Origin of the sequence: Variovorax nivicola, assembly GCF_051216475.1 — a bacterium.
Classification (GTDB): Bacteria; Pseudomonadota; Gammaproteobacteria; order Burkholderiales; family Burkholderiaceae_C; genus Variovorax.
In genome coordinates, this window is record NZ_JBPJZK010000013.1 from 1 (window position 1) to 18,592 (window position 18,592).

Here is an 18,592-nt window from a genome sequence, read left to right on the forward strand (position 1 = left end):
GCATCACCGTCAAGCTGATCAACCCGATCGCGATGGAAGAAGGCCTGCGCTTCGCCATCCGTGAAGGCGGCCGTACCGTGGGTTCGGGCGTCGTGGCCAAGATCCTCGACATCTAAGTCGGGCGCAAAGAGTACCGGAGGGGTATAGCTCAATTGGCAGAGCGTCGGTCTCCAAAACCGAAGGTTGTAGGTTCGATTCCTACTGCCCCTGCCACTTAGGTGGCACTCCGAAAAAAGCCCGTCGCGTCCCGACGGGCTTCGGCGTCTCAAGAGACGCATTGAATTGAAGGCCTCAGGGCCACAGGAAATCAGCCAAACATGGCCACTTCTCAAATCGAAACCGTGAGCACCGGCGCCGACAAGGCCAAATTGGCCGTGGCGGTCGTGCTGGCAGTGGGCGCCATCGTGGCGTTCTATCTGCTGTCGCGCCAAGGCTCGCTGGTGCAATGGGCTGCGCTGTTGATCGGCTTGGCCGCGGCGGTGGCTGCCTTCGGCAGCTCGGAGAATGGTCGTCAGTTGTGGGCCTTCGGCCGCGACTCGTGGCGCGAGGTCAAAAAGGTCGTCTGGCCGACCCGCAAGGAAGCAATGCAGATGACGGCTTATGTGTTCGCCTTCGTGGCGATCATGTCCGTCTTCCTCTGGCTCACCGACAAGACGCTCGAATGGGTGTTTTTCGACCTCATTCTGGGCTGGAGAAAATAAATGACCGACGACGCAGTTGAAACCACGCCGAGCGCGCCAGAGGAAGAAAACACCTCGTTGCTGGCTCCCGCCGCTAACCCAGATCTGCGTTGGTACGTAGTGCATGCCTATTCGGGGATGGAGAAGGCTGTCGAGCGCAACATCACCGAGCGCATCAATCGCGCCGGCATGCAGGACAAGTTCGGCCGCATCCTGGTTCCGACCGAAGAAGTGGTCGAAATCAAGAACGGCCAGAAGCGCACCACCGAACGCCGCTTCTTCCCGGGCTACGTGCTGGTCGAAATGATCATGGACGACGAGAGCTGGCACCTGGTGAAGCACACCAATAAGGTGACGGGTTTCGTGGGTGGCGCCAAGAACCGCCCGGCCCCGATCTCGCAGAAAGAGGTCGAGGACATCGTCAGCCAGATGCAGCAGGGCACCGAGAAGCCGCGCCACAAGGTCGAGTTCACCGTCGGTGAATTCGTGCGCGTCAAGGAAGGCCCGTTCACCGACTTCAACGGCACTGTCGAGGAAGTCAACTACGAGAAGAGCAAGGTCAGCGTGTCGGTCATGATTTTTGGCCGCGCGACACCTGTCGAACTCGAATTCAGTCAGGTCGAGAAGACCTGACACCCCGCCGGCCTTCGGGGCGGCGTTACTGTTTCCGGCTGCGCGTTGTCCGACTCGGCGCGCGGCCTTGATCGAAGAGTCGTTTAACCCCGGGGAGCCGCGGCCGCAAGCCAAGGCGATATCACCCGCAAGGAGCAAATAGCATGGCGAAAAAAATCGTCGGCTTCATCAAGCTGCAAGTGCCAGCTGGTAAGGCCAACCCGTCCCCGCCGATCGGTCCCGCACTCGGTCAGCGCGGTCTGAACATCATGGAGTTCTGCAAGGCGTTCAACGCGCAAACCCAAGGCGTCGAGCCGGGTCTGCCGCTGCCGGTGGTCATCACCGCGTTCGCTGACAAGAGCTTCACCTTCATCATCAAGACGCCCCCGGCGATCACCTTGATCAAGAAGGCCATCAAGCTGGAAAAGGGCTCGGCCCGCCCACACACCGACAAGGTCGGCAAGATCACGCGCGCTCAGCTCGAAGAAATCGCCAAGGCCAAGATGAAGGACCTGACTGCCGCCGACCTCGACGCAGCAGTTCGTACCATCGCCGGCTCGGCCCGCTCGATGGGCGTGAATGTGGAGGGCGTGTAAATGTCCAAGATCACCAAGAAGCAAAAATCGCTCGAAGGCAAGGTTGACAGCAACAAGCTGTACCCGCTGGTTGACGCGATCACCATCGTCAAGGAAGCCGCCACCGCCAAGTTCGACGAATCGATCGACGTGGCTGTGCAGCTCGGCATCGACGCGAAGAAGTCGGACCAGGTCGTGCGTGGCGCCGTCGTGCTGCCCAACGGCACTGGCAAGACCAAGCGCGTCGCTGTGTTCGCCCAAGGCGCCAAGGCTGAAGAAGCCAAGGCCGCCGGCGCCGACATCGTCGGCATGGACGACCTGGCTGCCATGGTCAAGGCTGGCGACATGCCTTTCGACGTCGTGATCGCCGCACCGGACGCCATGCGCGTCGTCGGTACGCTCGGTCAGATCCTCGGCCCGCGCGGCCTGATGCCCAACCCGAAGGTTGGCACGGTGACCCCGGACGTCGCCACGGCCGTGAAGAACGCCAAGGCTGGCCAGGTTCAGTTCCGCGTCGACAAGGCAGGCATCGTGCACGGCACGATCGGCCGTCGCTCGTTCGACAACGACAAGCTGCAGGGCAACCTCGCCGCGCTGATCGACGCTCTGGTCAAGGCCAAGCCCGCGACCAGCAAGGGCGTGTACCTGCGCAAGGTGGCTGTGTCGTCGACCATGGGTCTGGGTGTCCGCGTGGACACGCAAACCATCTCGGCGAGCTAAAGAGATTTGCTCTACCCGAAAGGGTGGGGCGAATGTGGTGGGTCGCGGCAGCTCCGGTTGCCGCGGGCCATCCAAGACCGCTGGTGTGCAGGGTGCTGCACTTAATCGCCGGACCTTCCCGTCAGGCAATCAGCGCAGATGGCGATCCCGCTGCAAGGAATTTGTTTTTTGTTCCGAAACAGTTGGTCGCTGCATGAAGCGCGATCCCAGGCCCCGGCCGAAGATCGCATTAAAAGGAGTAGACCTTGAGTCTGAATCGCAGTGAGAAAGAAGCGGTCATCAGTGATGTGACCAGCCTCGCCGCAAAAGCTCAAACGCTCGTGATGGCGGAATACCGTGGCATCACGGTGGCCGATATGACCAAACTGCGCAACGAAGCGCGCAGCAAGGGTGTGAGCCTGAGTGTTCTGAAGAACACCCTGGCCCGCCGTGCTGTCGCTGGTAGCCCGTTTGAGATTGTTGGCGACCAGATGACCGGTCCGCTGATCTACGGCTTCTCCGAAGACGCTGTGGCCGCCGCGAAGGTGGTGGCCGATTTCGCGAAGACCAACGACAAGTTGGTCATTCGCGGCGGCGCCTTCGGTGGCAAGGCCCTGGACGTCGACGGCGTGAAGCAACTGGCCAACATCCCTTCGAAGGAAGTGCTGCTGGCGCAATTGCTGGGCTTGATGCAATCCCCGATCTCTCGTACCGCCCGCGTGCTCGCGGCGCTGGCCGAGAAGCGCGGTGGTGGCGAAGCTGCACCCGTTGCCGATGCACCGGCAGAAGCGCAGGCCGCTTGAGCCTTCGTTTGAAATATTCAACCCAATTGTTAGGAAACAAAAATGGCATTCGATAAAGACGCATTTCTGACCGCGCTCGACAGCATGACGGTCCTGGAACTCAACGACCTGGTGAAAGCCATCGAAGAGAAGTTCGGCGTGAGCGCCGCTGCAATGTCGGCTCCGGCTGCCGGTGGTGGCGCAGCCGCTGCTGTGGTCGAAGAAAAGACCGAATTCAATGTCGTGCTGGCTGAAGTCGGCGCGAACAAGGTGTCGGTCATCAAGGCAGTGCGCGAAATCACCGGCCTGGGCCTCAAGGAAGCCAAGGACCTGGTGGAAGCCGCTCCCAAGGCTGTCAAGGAAGGCCTGTCGAAGGCTGACGCTGACGCTGCCAAGAAGAAGCTGGAAGAAGCCGGCGCCAAGGTGGAACTGAAGTAATTCAGACCCCCTGGAGGGCTGGAGGCGCCTGAAAAGGCCCTCCAGCCTTTGCCGCTTTCAGAGCGCACCCAAAAGCCGACTTGTTGCCGGCTTTCCCGGAGACCCGAAGGGCTCCGGAAAAGCCAAAACGAGCCGGGATTTTGAGTGTCTTCTGACCCCGACTGCAGAAGACCCCTTGGTTCGGGCGATGTGCAACGCATCGCTGTCCGCCAACGGCTGGTAGTGGCCAGCCGCCAAGCAGTGGTGCCTCGGCACTGCTGACAAGTCGCTGAAGATCTCAAGCACCGGAGCTCTCATGGCCCAATCGTCCGCGTACAGTTACACCGAACGCAAGCGCATCCGAAAAAGTTTCGGCAATCGCGATAGCGTCGTCGAAATTCCCTACCTGCTGCAGATGCAGAAAGACGCGTACACCGCGTTCCTGCAAGCCGGCATTCCCCCGAAACAACGCACCGTCGAAGGCCTGCAGGCCGCGTTCGACGCTGCCTTCCCGATCGTCTCGCACAACGGTTTCGTCGAGATGAAGTTCCTCGAGTACAACCTGGCGAAGCCGGCGTTCGACGTGCGTGAGTGCCAGACCCGTGGTCTGACCTTCGCCTCGGCCGTGCGCGCCAAGGTCCAGCTCATCATCTATGACCGCGAGTCGTCGACTTCGCAGTCGAAGGTGGTCAAGGAAGTGAAGGAACAAGAGGTCTACATGGGCGAAGTGCCGCTCATGACCGAAAAGGGTTCGTTCATCATCAACGGCACCGAACGCGTGATCGTCTCGCAGCTGCACCGCTCGCCGGGCGTGTTCTTCGAACACGACAAGGGCAAGACGCACAGCTCGGGCAAGCTGCTGTTCTCGGCTCGCGTGATTCCTTACCGCGGTTCGTGGCTCGACTTCGAATTCGACCCGAAGGACATGCTGTACTTCCGCGTGGACCGTCGCCGCAAGATGCCGGTCACGATCCTGCTGAAGGCCATCGGCCTGAACCCGGAATCGATCCTCGCGAACTTCTTCGTGAACGACAACTTCCGCCTGATGGACAGCGGCGCGCAGATGGAGTTCGTCTCCGAGCGCCTGCGCGGCGAAGTCGCGCGCTTCGACATCACCGACAAGTCGGGCAAGGTCGTGGTCGCCAAGGACAAGCGCGTTACCGCGCGCCACACGCGTGAACTCGAGCAGGGCGGCACCACGCACATCAGCGTGCCGGAAGACTTCCTGATCGGTCGCGTGATCGCCCGCAACATCGTCGACGCCGACTCCGGCGAAATCCTGGCCAAGGCCAACGACGAGCTGACCGAAGCGCTGCTGAAGAAGCTGCGTACGGCCGGCGTGCAGGACGTGCAGGTCATCTACACGAACGAACTCGACCAGGGCGCGTACATCTCGCAGACCCTGCGCATCGACGAAACCGTGGACGAATTCGCTGCGCGCGTGGCCATCTACCGCATGATGCGCCCCGGCGAGCCGCCGACGGAAGACGCCGTGCAGGCCCTGTTCCAGCGCCTGTTCTACAACCCGGACACGTACGACCTGTCGCGCGTCGGCCGCATGAAGTTCAACGCCAAGGTCGGCCGCGACGAATCGACCGGCCCGATGGTGCTGACCAACGAAGACATCCTGGCCGTGGTCAAGATCCTCGTTGACCTGCGCAACGGCAACGGCGAAGTCGACGACATCGACCACCTGGGCAACCGCCGCGTGCGTTGCGTCGGCGAACTGGCCGAAAACCAGTACCGCACCGGCCTGGCACGTATCGAGAAGGCCGTGAAGGAACGTCTGGGTCAAGCGGAACAAGAGCCGCTGATGCCGCACGACCTGATCAACAGCAAGCCGATCTCGGCCGCGCTGAAGGAATTCTTCGGCGCCTCGCAGCTGTCGCAGTTCATGGACCAGACGAACCCGCTGTCCGAAATCACCCACAAGCGCCGCGTGTCGGCTCTTGGCCCGGGTGGTCTGACGCGTGAACGTGCAGGCTTCGAAGTGCGCGACGTGCACGTGACCCATTACGGCCGCGTGTGCCCGATCGAAACGCCTGAAGGCCCGAACATCGGTCTGATCAACTCGCTGGCCCTGTACGCCCGCCTGAACGAATACGGCTTCATCGAGACGCCGTACCGTCGCGTGATCGACAGCAAGGTCACGATGGACATCGACTACCTGTCGGCCATCGAGGAAGGCAAGTACGTCATCGCCCAGGCCAACGCGGCTCTGGACAAGGACGGCGTGCTCACCGGCGACCTGGTCTCGGCGCGCGAAGCCGGCGAATCGATCCTGGTCGGTGCCGAACGCATCCAGTACATGGACGTGTCGCCCGCGCAGATCGTGTCGGTGGCCGCATCGCTCGTGCCGTTCCTGGAGCACGACGACGCGAACCGCGCGTTGATGGGCGCCAACATGCAGCGTCAGGCCGTGCCTGTGCTGCGCCCCGAGAAGCCGATGGTCGGTACCGGTATCGAGCGCGTCTCCGCGGTCGACTCCGGCACCGTGGTCACGGCCACTCGCGGCGGTATCGTCGACTACGTCGATGCGACCCGTGTCGTGGTGCGCGTGAACGACGCCGAAGCGGCTGCCGGTGAAGTCGGTGTGGACATCTACAACCTGATCAAGTATCAGCGTTCGAACCAGAACACCAACATCCACCAGCGTCCCATCGTCAAGCGCGGCGACAAGATCGCCAAGGGCGACGTGGTGGCCGACGGCGCATCGACCGACCTCGGCGAACTGGCCCTCGGCCAGAACATGCTGATCGCGTTCATGCCGTGGAACGGCTACAACTTCGAAGACTCGATCCTGATCTCGGAACGCGTCGTGGCCGAAGACCGCTACACCTCGATCCACATCGAGGAACTGGTGGTGATGGCTCGCGACACGAAGCTGGGCGCCGAAGAAATCACGCGCGACATCCCGAACCTGGCCGAGCAGCAGCTCAACCGCCTCGACGAATCCGGCATCATTTATGTCGGCGCCGAAGTGCAGCCGGGCGACACGCTGGTGGGCAAGGTCACGCCGAAGGGCGAGACCACGCTGACGCCTGAAGAGAAGCTGCTTCGCGCCATCTTCGGCGAGAAGGCTTCCGACGTGAAGGACACCTCGCTGCGTGTGGATCAGGGCTCGCAAGGCACCGTGATCGACGTGCAGGTGTTCACCCGCGAAGGCATCACGCGTGACAAGCGCGCCCAGCAGATCATCGACGACGAACTCAAGCGCTTCCGCCTCGACCTGAACGACCAGCTTCGCATCGTCGAAGCCGACGCGTTCGACCGTATCGAGAAGCTGCTGACCGGCAAGGTCGCCAACGGCGGCCCGAACAAGCTGGCCAAGGGCACCAAGCTCGACAAGGCCTATCTGTCGTCGGTCGAGAAGTTCCACTGGTTCGACATCCGCCCAGCGGAAGACGAAGTGGCTTCGCAGCTCGAGTCGATCAAGAACTCGCTGGAGCAGACGCGCCACAGCTTCGACCTCGCGTTCGAAGAAAAGCGCAAGAAGCTCACGCAGGGCGACGAGCTGCCCGCGGGCGTGCTCAAGATGGTCAAGGTCTACCTGGCCGTCAAGCGCCGCCTGCAACCCGGCGACAAGATGGCCGGCCGCCACGGCAACAAGGGTGTGGTGTCGAAGATCGTTCCGGTCGAAGACATGCCCCACATGGCCGACGGCACGCCGTGCGACATCTGCCTGAACCCGCTGGGCGTGCCTTCGCGGATGAACGTGGGCCAGGTGCTCGAGGTGCATCTGGGCTGGGCCGGCAAGGGCATCGGCCAGCGCATCGGTGACCTGCTGCAGCAGGAGGCCAAGGTGGCCGAGCTGCGCAAGTTCATGGAGCAGCTGTACAACGGCTCGGGCCGCCAGGAAAACATCGCCTCGCTGGGCGACTCCGAGCTGCTCGAAATGGCAGCGAACCTGCAGAACGGCGCGACCTTCGCGACGCCTGTGTTCGACGGCGCTTCGGAAGAAGAAATCCGCGGCATGCTGAAGCTCGCCTACCCGGACGACATCGCCAAGCTCAAGGGCCTGACCGATACGCGCACGCAGGCGTACCTGTTCGACGGCCGCACCGGCGACCAGTTCGAGCGTCCCGTCACCGTCGGCTACATGCACTTCCTGAAGCTGCATCACCTGGTCGACGACAAGATGCACGCGCGTTCCACCGGCCCGTACTCGCTCGTCACGCAGCAACCGCTGGGCGGCAAGGCGCAGTTCGGCGGCCAGCGTTTCGGGGAAATGGAAGTGTGGGCGCTGGAAGCTTACGGCGCCGCCTACGTCCTGCAGGAAATGCTGACCGTGAAGTCCGACGACGTGCAAGGCCGTACCAAGGTGTACGAAAGCATCGTCAAGGGCGAGCACTCGATCGAAGCCGGCATGCCGGAATCGTTCAACGTGCTGGTCAAGGAAATTCGTTCGCTGGGCCTCGACATCGAGCTCGAGCGTTCTTAATTTGAAAAGGGAAAGAGTCTTATGAAATCGCTACTCGACCTGTTCAAGCAATTCACGCCTGATGAGCATTTCGATGCCATCAAGATCGGCATGGCTTCGCCCGAGAAGATCCGTTCGTGGTCTTTCGGCGAGGTGAAGAAGCCCGAGACGATCAACTACCGCACGTTCAAGCCCGAGCGCGACGGTCTCTTCTGCGCCAAGATCTTCGGCCCCATCAAGGACTACGAGTGCCTGTGCGGCAAGTACAAGCGCCTGAAGCACCGCGGCGTGATCTGCGAGAAGTGCGGCGTTGAAGTCACGCAGACCAAGGTGCGTCGCGAGCGCATGGGTCACATCGACCTGGCCGCGCCCTGCGCCCACATCTGGTTCCTGAAGTCGCTGCCGTCGCGCTTGGGTCTCGTGCTCGACATGACGCTGCGCGACATCGAACGCGTGCTGTACTTCGAAGCCTACGTGATCACCGACCCCGGCATGACCCCGCTGAAGAAGTTCGGCATCATGTCCGAGGACGACTACGACGCGAAGCGCAAGGAATACGGTGACGAATTCGTCGCCAAGATGGGCGCCGAAGGCATCAAGGATCTGCTCGAAGGCATCGAACTCGACAGCGAGATCGAACGCCTGCGCGGCGACCTGACCGGCTCCGAAGTCAAGGTCAAGAAGAACTCCAAGCGCCTGAAGGTGCTGGAAGCCTTCCGCAAGTCGGGCATCAAGCCCGAGTGGATGGTGCTCGACGTGCTGCCCGTGCTGCCGCCGGACCTGCGTCCGCTGGTGCCGCTGGACGGCGGCCGCTTCGCGACCTCCGACCTGAACGACCTGTACCGCCGCGTCATCAACCGCAATTCGCGTCTGCGCCGCCTGCTGGAGCTGAAGGCTCCGGAAATCATCGCGCGCAACGAAAAGCGGATGCTGCAAGAAGCTGTCGACTCGCTGCTGGACAACGGCCGCCGTGGCAAGGCCATGACGGGCGCCAACAAGCGCGCGCTGAAGTCGCTGGCCGACATGATCAAGGGCAAGAGCGGCCGCTTCCGCCAGAATCTGCTGGGCAAGCGCGTCGACTACTCGGGCCGTTCGGTCATCGTGGTGGGCCCGACGCTCAAGCTGCACCAGTGCGGCCTGCCGAAGCTGATGGCGCTCGAGCTGTTCAAGCCTTTCATCTTCTCGCGCCTCGAAGCCATGGGCATCGCGACGACGATCAAGGCTGCCAAGAAGGAAGTCGAATCGGGCACGCCGGTGGTCTGGGACATCCTGGAAGAGGTCATCAAGGAGCACCCGGTCATGCTGAACCGCGCTCCGACGCTGCACCGCCTGGGCATCCAGGCCTTCGAACCGATCCTGATCGAAGGCAAGGCCATCCAGCTGCACCCGCTCGTTTGCGCGGCATTCAACGCCGACTTCGACGGCGACCAGATGGCCGTTCACGTGCCGCTGTCGGTGGAAGCGCAAATGGAAGCCCGCACGCTGATGCTGGCCTCCAACAACGTGCTGTTCCCGGCTTCGGGCGAACCGTCGATCGTTCCTTCGCAGGACGTGGTGCTGGGTCTGTACTACACGACCCGCGACCGCATCAACGGCAAGGGCGAGGGCCTGATCTTCTCCGACATCGGTGAAGTGCAGCGCGCGCTCGACGCCAACGAAGTCGAACTCACCGCCAAGGTGGCAGTGCGCATCACGGAATACACCAAGAACAAGGAAACCGGCGAATTCACGCCGTCGACCTCGCTCGTGGACACCACCGTGGGCCGTGCCCTGCTGTCCGAGATCCTGCCGAAGGGCCTGCCGTTCTCGAACATCAACAAGGCGCTGAAGAAGAAGGAAATCTCCAAGCTCATCAACGTCTCGTTCCGCAAGTGTGGCCTGAAAGAGACCGTCGTGTTCGCCGACAAGCTGCTGCAAAACGGCTTCCGCCTGGCAACCAAGGCCGGTATCTCGATCGCCATCGACGACATGCTGGTGCCCGCCGAGAAGCACGGCATCATCGAGCGCTCCGCCAAGGAAGTGAAGGAGATCGAGCAGCAGTACGTGTCGGGTCTGGTGACCTCCGGCGAACGCTACAACAAGGTAGTGGACATCTGGGGCAAGGCCGGCGACGAAGTGTCGAAGGTCATGATGGCCAAGCTGTCGAAGCAGCGCGTCATCGACCGCCACGGCAAGGAAGTCGAGCAGGAGTCCTTCAACTCGATCTACATGATGGCCGACTCGGGCGCCCGCGGTTCCGCGGCCCAGATTCGCCAGGTGGCCGGTATGCGGGGCCTGATGGCCAAGCCGGACGGCTCGATCATCGAGACGCCCATTACCGCGAACTTCCGCGAAGGCCTGAACGTGCTGGAGTACTTCATCTCCACCCACGGTGCCCGTAAGGGTCTGGCCGACACGGCGCTGAAGACGGCGAACTCGGGCTACCTGACCCGTCGTCTGGTCGACGTGACGCAAGATCTGGTCGTGACCGAGCAGGACTGCGGTACGCACGGCGGCTACCTGATGCGCGCCATCGTCGAAGGCGGTGAAGTGATCGAGTCGCTGCGCGACCGTATCCTCGGCCGCTCGGCTGCGGACGACGTGCTGCACCCGGAAAACCGCTCGGTGCTGCTGAAGGCCGGCGAGATGTTCGACGAAGACAACATCGAAGCGCTGGAAGCGCAAGGCGTCGACGAGGTCAAGGTCCGCACCGCGCTGACCTGCGAAACCCGCTTCGGCATCTGCGCGACCTGCTACGGCCGCGACCTGGGCCGTGGCGGCCTGATCAACATCGGCGAAGCAGTCGGTGTGATCGCTGCTCAGTCCATCGGCGAACCCGGCACGCAGCTGACGATGCGTACCTTCCACATCGGTGGTGCCGCTTCGCGCGCTGCCATCGCTTCGAGCGTGGAAGCCAAGTCGAACGGCTCGATCGGCTTCAACGCCACGATGCGCTACGTGACCAACAGCAAGGGCGAGCTGGTCGTGATTTCGCGTTCGGGCGAGATCGTCATTCATGACGAGCACGGCCGCGAGCGCGAACGCCACAAGGTGCCGTACGGCGCGACCCTGACGGTCAAGGCCGACCAGCAGATCAAGGCCGGCCACGTGCTTGCCAACTGGGATCCGCTGACGCGCCCGATCATTACCGAGTTCGCCGGCAAGACGCAGTTCGAAAACGTCGAGGAAGGCCTCACGGTTGCGAAGCAGGTGGACGAAGTGACCGGTCTGTCGACCCTGGTCGTGATCGACCCGAAGCGCCGCGGCGCTGCCAAGGTCGTGCGCCCGCAGGTGAAGCTCATCGACGCCTCCGGCGCCGAAGTGAAGATCCCGGGCACCGACCATTCGGTGACGATCGGCTTCCCGATCGGCGCTCTGGTCCAGATCCGTGACGGTCAGGACGTGGGCCCCGGCGAAGTGCTGGCGCGTATTCCGGTCGAAGGCCAGAAGACCCGCGACATCACCGGCGGTCTGCCGCGTGTGGCCGAGCTGTTCGAAGCCCGTTCGCCGAAGGACAAGGGCATGCTGGCCGAAATGACCGGCACCGTGTCGTTCGGTAAAGAGACCAAGGGCAAGATTCGCCTGCAGATCACCGATCCCGAAGGCGGCGTCTACGAAGACCTCGTGCCGAAGGAAAAGAACATCCTGGTGCACGAAGGCCAGGTGGTGAACAAGGGCGAATCCGTGGTCGACGGCCCGGCGGACCCGCAGGACATCCTGCGCCTGCTGGGTTCGGAAGAGCTGGCGCGCTACATCGTGGACGAAGTGCAGGACGTGTACCGCCTGCAGGGTGTGAAGATCAACGACAAGCACATCGAGGTGATCGTTCGCCAGATGCTGCGCCGCGTCGTGGTCGACAACATCGGCGACACGAGCTACATCTCCGGCGAACAGGTCGAACGCAGCGAAATGCTCAACACCAACGACGCCCTGCGCGCCGACGGCAAGATCCCCGCGACGTTCACCAACCTGCTGCTGGGTATCACGAAGGCGTCGCTGTCGACCGACTCGTTCATCTCGGCTGCTTCGTTCCAGGAAACGACGCGCGTGCTGACCGAAGCCGCGATCATGGGCAAGCGCGACGAGCTGCGCGGTCTGAAGGAAAACGTCATCGTCGGCCGCCTGATTCCCGCGGGCACCGGCATGGCTTACCACCAGGCCCGCAAGGTCAAGGACGCCATGGACGAAGCCGAGCGCCGCGCCATCGCCGAATCGGAAGCTGCCGAACTGGCAGGCTCCGCCGACAGCGATGCAACGGCCAGCACGGCTGACGCCAGCGAAGGCGCTGCGACCGAATAACTCGGTAGCATCACCGGCCATGACCGGTACACCACGCCCCCCGACCGCCTCCGGTTGGGGGGCGTTTTTCTTTGTGTTTTCAATGATGAGGCGTTGTCGTCGATGAGCGTATTGCCCGAATCGCTGACCAGCTGGATCGTGATCGCGGTCCTGCTGTTCTGGTTTGTCGGTGCCTACAACCGGCTGGTGCGTTTGCGCGCGGCCGTGCTGCAGGCCTACGGCCTGCTCGATGCGGCCCTGGGCAAGCAGCTCGATTTCGTGCAGGCCAGCATCACCGCCGCGCCACCGGTGGAGGCGTCGCCGACGGGTGAGTCGCTGTCGTCCATCGCACCCTTGCAGGCTGCGACCACCCAGCTCGCGACCCTGCTCGGCGCGACCCGGCTGCACCCGCTGGACACTGGCGTCATGGCCGCGCTGGCTACCGCGCTGCAGGTGTGGATCAACGCGTGGCGGCGCCAGCACCCGGACGATGTGACAGTGTTCGACGCCGACGGCACGCTGTCGCGGCCGGCGCAACTTCAGCCCGGAACCGAGGCCACGGCGCCCAGCGCCATCGAGCCGATCGCGTGGCCCGAGCCTTCGGCCGCGGCGGAGATCGCGCGCAGCCAGTTCAACCAGGCGGTGGGGCACTACAACGCGGCGATCGCGCAGTTTCCGGCGTTGCTGGTGGCATGGGCCGTGCGTCTGCGTCCGGCCGCTCCGCTGCTCTGAGTTCGGGGCCCGACGCGGTTCTTTCTTCTTTCCATTGCACGGCGTCCGGCTTTACGGTCGCCCGTTACCATCGCCCCAACTTGTCAGAACTACCTTCCGATCCTTCCTCCAGCAGCAACAACGGTGCGCCGTCGCTGCAGCCTCCGCTCTGGCGCCAACTGCAACTGACCGCGGTGGCGCTGGCGTCGATTCGCGCCGGCACCTCGGGCTCTGTCGCGTTCGAGGCGGTCGAGCCTTCGCTGCGCCCCGGCGTACAGGCACTCGGCTTCCAGGTGCTGCGCTGGCTCGGCCGCGCCGAGGCGCTGCGCCGCCACTTGGCCAAGCGCACGCCGCCGCCGCTGCCCGATGCCCTGCTGTGCACTGCGTTGGCACTGGCCTGGGACAGCGAACGCGCACCCTACGAGCCCTTCACGCTGGTCGACCAGGCCGTCGAGGCCGCCAAGCGCAACCCGGCCACACGGGCGCAGGCCAGTTTCATCAATGCCTGCTTGCGGCGCTTCTTGCGCGAGCGCGACGAGCTCGTGGCCGCCACCGACACCGAACCGGTCGCGCAGTGGAACCACCCGCGCTGGTGGATCGAGCGCCTCAAGCGCGACCATCCGCGCGACTGGCAGCGGGTGCTGGGCGCCGACAACGCGCAGGCGCCGATGACGCTGCGGGTCAACGCCCAGAAATCGACTGTGGCTTCCTATCTGGCGGAGCTGGAGGCCGCTGGCCTCGGTGCGATACGCGTGGGCCCCAGCGGCCTGCAGCTGACGCGCGCACGCCCCGTGCAGCAACTGCCCGGCTTTGCCGACGGCGCCTGCTCGGTGCAGGACGCCGCCGCGCAGATGGCCGCGTCGCTGCTGCTCGACGGCCTCTTGCCGGCGAAGCCGGGTGCAGTAGCGCCACTGCGCGTGCTCGATGCCTGCGCTGCCCCCGGTGGCAAGACCGCGCACCTGCTCGAAATGGCCGCCCCCGGCGCCATCGACGTGACCGCCCTGGAAGTCGATGCCGTCCGCAGCCGCCGCATCGACGAAACCCTGGCCCGTATTGGCCTCAATGCCAAGGTGCTCGTCGCCGACGCGGGGCGTCCGGACCAATGGTGGGACGGCACGCCCTTCGACGCCATCCTGCTCGATGCGCCATGCACCGCTTCGGGCATCGTGCGGCGCCACCCCGACGTGCGCTGGCTGCGCCGCGAAAGCGACACCGCCCAGCTCGCAGCCCAGCAGGCCGCCCTCCTGGCCGCGCTCTGGCCGCTGGTGCGGCCCGGCGGCCGGCTCCTTTACTGCACCTGCTCCGTATTCCGCGAAGAGGGTTCGCAACAAATTGATGCGTTTCTTGTACACAACACCGACGCACGATTGCTGCCATCGCCAGGCCATTTGCTGCCCCAAAGCGGGTCGAATGCCCGTGGCGTCCCGGACAATCCCTCTGGTGACCACGACGGTTTCTTCTACGCCCTGCTTGAGAAGCGCCCGCACTGAACGGCGCTGGCCGGCCTTGCTGGCTGTCCTGCTCTGGGCTTGGGCAATGTGGATGGTCCTGCTGCTGCCGGCCCCGGCGGCAGCCCAGGGCCGCAACGGCACATCGATCACCCAGATGCGCCTTGAGCAGGCCGACGATGGCGTCTACTTCAGCGCCGCTGTGCAGTTCGAGCTGCCCTCGTTGGTGGAGGAGGTGCTCGACAAGGGCATCGCCATCTATTTCGTGGCGGAGGCCGAGCTCTACCAGGAGCGCTGGTACTGGACCGACCGCAAGGTCGCCCAGGTCGCGCGCCACATGCGGCTGGCCTACCAGCCGCTCACGCGGCGCTGGCGGCTCAATGTGTCGGCGGCGCCGATGACCGGCGCGGCCGGCCTGGGCATCTCGCTGAACCAGAACTTTGACACCCTCGGCGACGCGCTCGACGCCATCAAGCGCATCGGCCGCCTGCGGCTGGGCGATGTGGCCGAGATCGGCGACGACCCGCAGCACCAGGTCACTTTCCGCTTCCGGCTCGACACCTCGCAGCTGCCGCGTCCGTTCCAGATCGGCGTGGTCGGACAGGCCGACTGGAACATCGCCGCCGAACGCACGGCCAAGCTCCCGCTGGAGAAGCAGAAGTGAGCACTTCCGGGCGCAGCGGCGCAGCGGCCACGCCGGCCGCGCGCCGCGCGCGGGCCACGCGCTGGGCCATCGGTGTCGGCGCCGCACTGGTCACGGCCATCGGCCTGGTGCTGATGTTCCTGCTGGCGCAGGCCACCAACAACCGTGCGCTGTACGAGCGCTATTACGTGCGCCTGTTCGGCATCAACGTCGTGGTGGCGGTGCTGCTGGTGCTGGTGATCGGCTGGGTTGCTTTCCGCCTGCTGCGGCGGCTGCGGCAGGGCAAGTTCGGCAGCCGATTGCTCATCAAGCTGGCGGCCATCTTCGCGCTGGTGGGCGTGGTGCCCGGGGCGCTGGTCTACGTGGTGTCTTATCAGTTCGTTGCGCGCTCGATCGAGAGCTGGTTCGACGTCAAGGTCGAGGGCGCGCTCGATGCCGGCCTGAACCTCGGGCGCGCCACGCTCGATTCGCTGTCCGACGACCTCGCCGCCAAGACGCGCAGCGCCAGCGCGCAGCTGGCGCAGGTGCCCGATGCGAGCGCGGGTTTGGTGCTGGAGCGCATCCGCGACCAGCTCGAAGCCACCGACGTGATCCTCTGGACCGGCAACGGGCAACTGGTGGCCAGCGCCGGCTCCTCGCGCTTCCAGCTCAACCCCGAGCGGCCAACAGTGCAGCAGTTCCGCCAGGTCCGTCCCGAGCGCGCTGTCGCGCATGTCGAGGGGCTGGACGAAACCGCCGCGCCGGGCGCAACCCCGCCGGTCGCGAGCGTGCGTGCGCTCGCCATGGTGCAAAGGCCGGGCTTCGACTTCGACACCGCGCCGCGCTACCTGCAGGTCACGCGGCCACTACCGCCGGCCGTCGTCGCCAACGCGTTGGCCGTGCAGGAAGCCAACCGCGAATACCAGGAGCGGGCGCTCGCGCGCGAGGGCCTGCGCCGCATGTACATCGGCACGCTCACGCTGAGCCTGTTCCTCGCCGTGTTCGGTGCGGTGCTGCTGGCCGTGCTGTTCGGCAACCAGCTCGCGCGACCGCTGCTCGTGCTGGCAGACGGCGTGCGCCAGGTGGCGGCGGGCGACCTGCGGCCCACCGCCGTGCTGCAGGGCAAGGACGAACTCGGCGGCCTCACGCGCTCGTTCGCAGTCATGACGCAGCAGCTGGCCGACGCCCGCGGCGCTGTCGAGAAGACCATGGGCCAGCTCGACGCCGCGCGCGCCAACCTGCAGACCATTCTCGACAACCTGACATCGGGCGTGATCGTGCTCGACGCCAAGGGCACCGTGCTGTCCACCAACCCTGGCGCGACCCGCGTGCTGCGCGCACCGCTCGCGGCCTACGAAGGCCGGGCGCTCGTCGACGTGCCGGGCCTTGCCGAGTTCGGCGCCAAGGTGCAGCAGCAGTTCGAGGATTTTCTCGTCGAGCGCATGCAGCACGGCCTCGACCACTGGCAGCACGCCTTCGAGCTGCACGCCTCCGGCACCGACCTGCCGCAGCAGGACGGCGCCATCAACATCGTCGCGCGGGGCGCGGAACTGCCCGGCGCCGCGCGGCTGCTGGTGTTCGACGACATCTCCGAAATCGTCTCGGCCCAGCGCGCGCAGGCCTGGGGCGAAGTGGCGCGCCGCCTAGCGCATGAGATCAAGAACCCGCTCACGCCGATTCAGCTCTCGGCCGAGCGGCTCGAGATGAAGCTCTCGGGCAAGGTCGCGCCGCCCGAACAGGCCGTGCTCGTGAAGTCGGTGAAGACCATCGTCGACCAGGTTGATGCGATGAAGCGGCTGGTAAACGAATTCCGCGACTACGCGCGCCTGCCCGCGGCCGACCTCAAGCCGGTGGACCTCAACGCCCTGCTGACCGACGTGCTCCAGCTCTACAACGCCGAGAACCTGCCGATCACGCTGCGCTCCGAACTCGACGAACGCTGCCCGCCCATCCGCGGCGACGCGCAGCAGATCCGTCAGGTCATACACAACCTGTTGCAGAACGCGCAGGACGCCGCCGAAGCCGCTGCCAGCGGCACGGGCAAGGCGGGCGAGGTCGTCATCCGCACGCGGCTCGGTGATTCGGGGCAGCGCGTGCGCCTGACGGTGCAAGATAGCGGCCCGGGTTTTGCGGAAAATATTTTGAAGCGCGCCTTCGAGCCCTACGTAACCACGAAAACAAAAGGTACTGGTTTGGGCCTTGCGGTCGTGAAGAAAATTGCGGACGAACACGGCGCACGCATCGAGCTTTCCAACCGCGTCGTCGATGGGGCTGTAGCAGGGGCACAAGTCTCGCTATCATTCGCGCTGGCAGGCGAGCCGCGGGCAGCGGTCGCTCACACCGAAGATTCGAAGTCTTCCGCCGCCTGAGCCGCACGAATTTCCGTCGTCGCACAGGCGATGGATGGGCCAGCGGACCCTCAATACATTGCAGACACCAGCGCAAACAACAAGCAGCACTCATGGCAAACATTCTCGTGGTCGATGACGAGCTGGGCATCCGGGACCTGCTCTTCGAAATTCTCAATGACGAAGGCCACAACGTGGAGCTCGCGGAAAACGCCGCCGAAGCCCGCGCTGCGCGCCAGCGCGCGCGGCCCGACCTCGTGCTGCTCGACATCTGGATGCCCGACACCGACGGCGTTACGCTGCTCAAGGAGTGGTCCACCGCGGGCCTGCTGAGCATGCCCGTCATCATGATGAGCGGCCACGCCACCATCGACACCGCGGTCGACGCCACGCGCATTGGCGCCTTCGCCTTCCTCGAAAAGCCCATCACCATGCAGAAGCTGCTCAAGGCAGTGGAGCAGGGCCTGGCACGCGAGAGCGCACGCCGCGCCGCGGCAGGCGTGGTGCCCGCGCCGGTTTCCGGCAACCAGGCGGCCGCCATCACCACGACCGGCGACAGTCTGTTGATGGCCTCGCTGGCTTCCGTGCCCGTGGTCGACGCCGGCCCGCAATCGACGCAGAGCTTCGACCTCGACCGCCCGCTGCGCGACGCGCGCGACGGTTTCGAGAAGGCGTACTTCGAGTTTCACTTGGCGATGGAGAACGGTTCGATGACCCGCGTCGCCGAGAAAACCGGTCTCGAACGCACCCATCTGTACCGCAAGCTCAAACAACTTGGGGTCGATCTTTCAAGAGGGCGCAGAAGCGCTGTATAATTTGAGGCTGCACACAATGGCCCGGTAGCTCAGTTGGTAGAGCAGCGGATTGAAAATCCGCGTGTCGGTGGTTCGATTCCGCCCCAGGCCACCACTCTTCTAAGCCCTTGATTCTTAACGGAATCAGGGGCTTTTCAATTGGTAGCGCTTCAATCCTGGGCGTCGCTTCGCTCGCACGGCTCAACCTGCTCATCGAGATAAAGGCA

At 64.3% G+C, this 18,592-nt stretch carries 14 protein-coding genes and 2 tRNA genes; all 16 read left to right on the forward strand.

Annotated elements, in window-relative coordinates:
- The coding region (locus tag ACSFBF_RS32250) for an EF-Tu C-terminal domain-related protein (protein ID WP_475539687.1) at positions 1–116 on the forward strand (116 nt) is incomplete at its 5' end.
- A gap of 21 nt (positions 117–137) precedes the next feature.
- Positions 138–213: transfer RNA gene (locus ACSFBF_RS32255), tRNA-Trp, on the forward strand.
- A gap of 104 nt (positions 214–317) precedes the next feature.
- Entirely contained in the window at positions 318–701 is a 384-nt protein-coding gene (gene secE / locus ACSFBF_RS32260; protein ID WP_435474196.1) for a preprotein translocase subunit SecE, read from the forward strand.
- The gene (nusG, locus tag ACSFBF_RS32265; protein WP_435474198.1) at positions 702–1,313 is read left to right on the forward strand and encodes a transcription termination/antitermination protein NusG; all 612 of its coding nucleotides are present in this window, start codon (positions 702–704) and stop codon (positions 1,311–1,313) included. It begins immediately after the preceding gene.
- A gap of 143 nt (positions 1,314–1,456) precedes the next feature.
- Positions 1,457–1,888 (forward strand): 50S ribosomal protein L11, encoded by a 432-nt coding sequence (rplK, locus tag ACSFBF_RS32270; protein WP_007831051.1) that lies wholly within the window; start codon positions 1,457–1,459, stop codon positions 1,886–1,888.
- Positions 1,889–2,587 carry a 50S ribosomal protein L1 gene (rplA, locus tag ACSFBF_RS32275; protein ID WP_093057179.1) on the forward strand — a complete coding sequence of 233 codons (699 nt, stop codon included), beginning with the start codon at positions 1,889–1,891 and terminating at the stop codon, positions 2,585–2,587.
- Positions 2,588–2,832: 245 nt separating this feature from the next.
- A complete protein-coding gene (gene rplJ, locus ACSFBF_RS32280; protein ID WP_093057180.1) occupies positions 2,833–3,369 on the forward strand; it encodes a 50S ribosomal protein L10 in 537 nt (178 codons plus the stop codon).
- Positions 3,370–3,411: 42 nt separating this feature from the next.
- Positions 3,412–3,786, forward strand: a complete 375-nt coding sequence (rplL, locus tag ACSFBF_RS32285; RefSeq protein WP_435474201.1) for a 50S ribosomal protein L7/L12 — start codon at positions 3,412–3,414, stop codon at positions 3,784–3,786.
- A 295-nt stretch (positions 3,787–4,081) separates the two neighbouring features.
- Positions 4,082–8,206, forward strand: a complete 4,125-nt coding sequence (gene rpoB, locus ACSFBF_RS32290) for a DNA-directed RNA polymerase subunit beta (RefSeq protein ID WP_435474203.1) — start codon at positions 4,082–4,084, stop codon at positions 8,204–8,206.
- A 21-nt stretch (positions 8,207–8,227) separates the two neighbouring features.
- Positions 8,228–12,463 carry a DNA-directed RNA polymerase subunit beta' gene (gene rpoC, locus ACSFBF_RS32295; RefSeq protein ID WP_435474205.1) on the forward strand — a complete coding sequence of 1,412 codons (4,236 nt, stop codon included), beginning with the start codon at positions 8,228–8,230 and terminating at the stop codon, positions 12,461–12,463.
- 102 nt (positions 12,464–12,565) lie between these two features.
- Positions 12,566–13,174, forward strand: a complete 609-nt coding sequence (locus ACSFBF_RS32300) for a LemA family protein (RefSeq protein ID WP_435474207.1) — start codon at positions 12,566–12,568, stop codon at positions 13,172–13,174.
- Between the two features lie 80 nt (positions 13,175–13,254).
- The gene (rsmB, locus tag ACSFBF_RS32305) at positions 13,255–14,643 is read left to right on the forward strand and encodes a 16S rRNA (cytosine(967)-C(5))-methyltransferase RsmB (protein ID WP_435474209.1); all 1,389 of its coding nucleotides are present in this window, start codon (positions 13,255–13,257) and stop codon (positions 14,641–14,643) included.
- A 46-nt stretch (positions 14,644–14,689) separates the two neighbouring features.
- Positions 14,690–15,265 carry a DUF4390 domain-containing protein gene (locus tag ACSFBF_RS32310; protein WP_435474341.1) on the forward strand — a complete coding sequence of 192 codons (576 nt, stop codon included), beginning with the start codon at positions 14,690–14,692 and terminating at the stop codon, positions 15,263–15,265.
- On the forward strand, positions 15,262–17,592 hold the full coding sequence (locus ACSFBF_RS32315) for a sensor histidine kinase (RefSeq protein ID WP_435474211.1): 2,331 nt from the start codon (positions 15,262–15,264) through the stop codon (positions 17,590–17,592). Before ACSFBF_RS32310 ends, ACSFBF_RS32315 begins: the two co-directional genes overlap by 4 nt.
- 92 nt (positions 17,593–17,684) lie before the next feature.
- Complete coding sequence (locus tag ACSFBF_RS32320; RefSeq protein WP_435474213.1) at positions 17,685–18,386, forward strand: response regulator; 702 nt, start codon at positions 17,685–17,687, stop codon at positions 18,384–18,386.
- 18 nt (positions 18,387–18,404) lie between these two features.
- Positions 18,405–18,480: transfer RNA gene (locus tag ACSFBF_RS32325), tRNA-Phe, on the forward strand.
- Positions 18,481–18,592 lie beyond the last annotated feature (112 nt).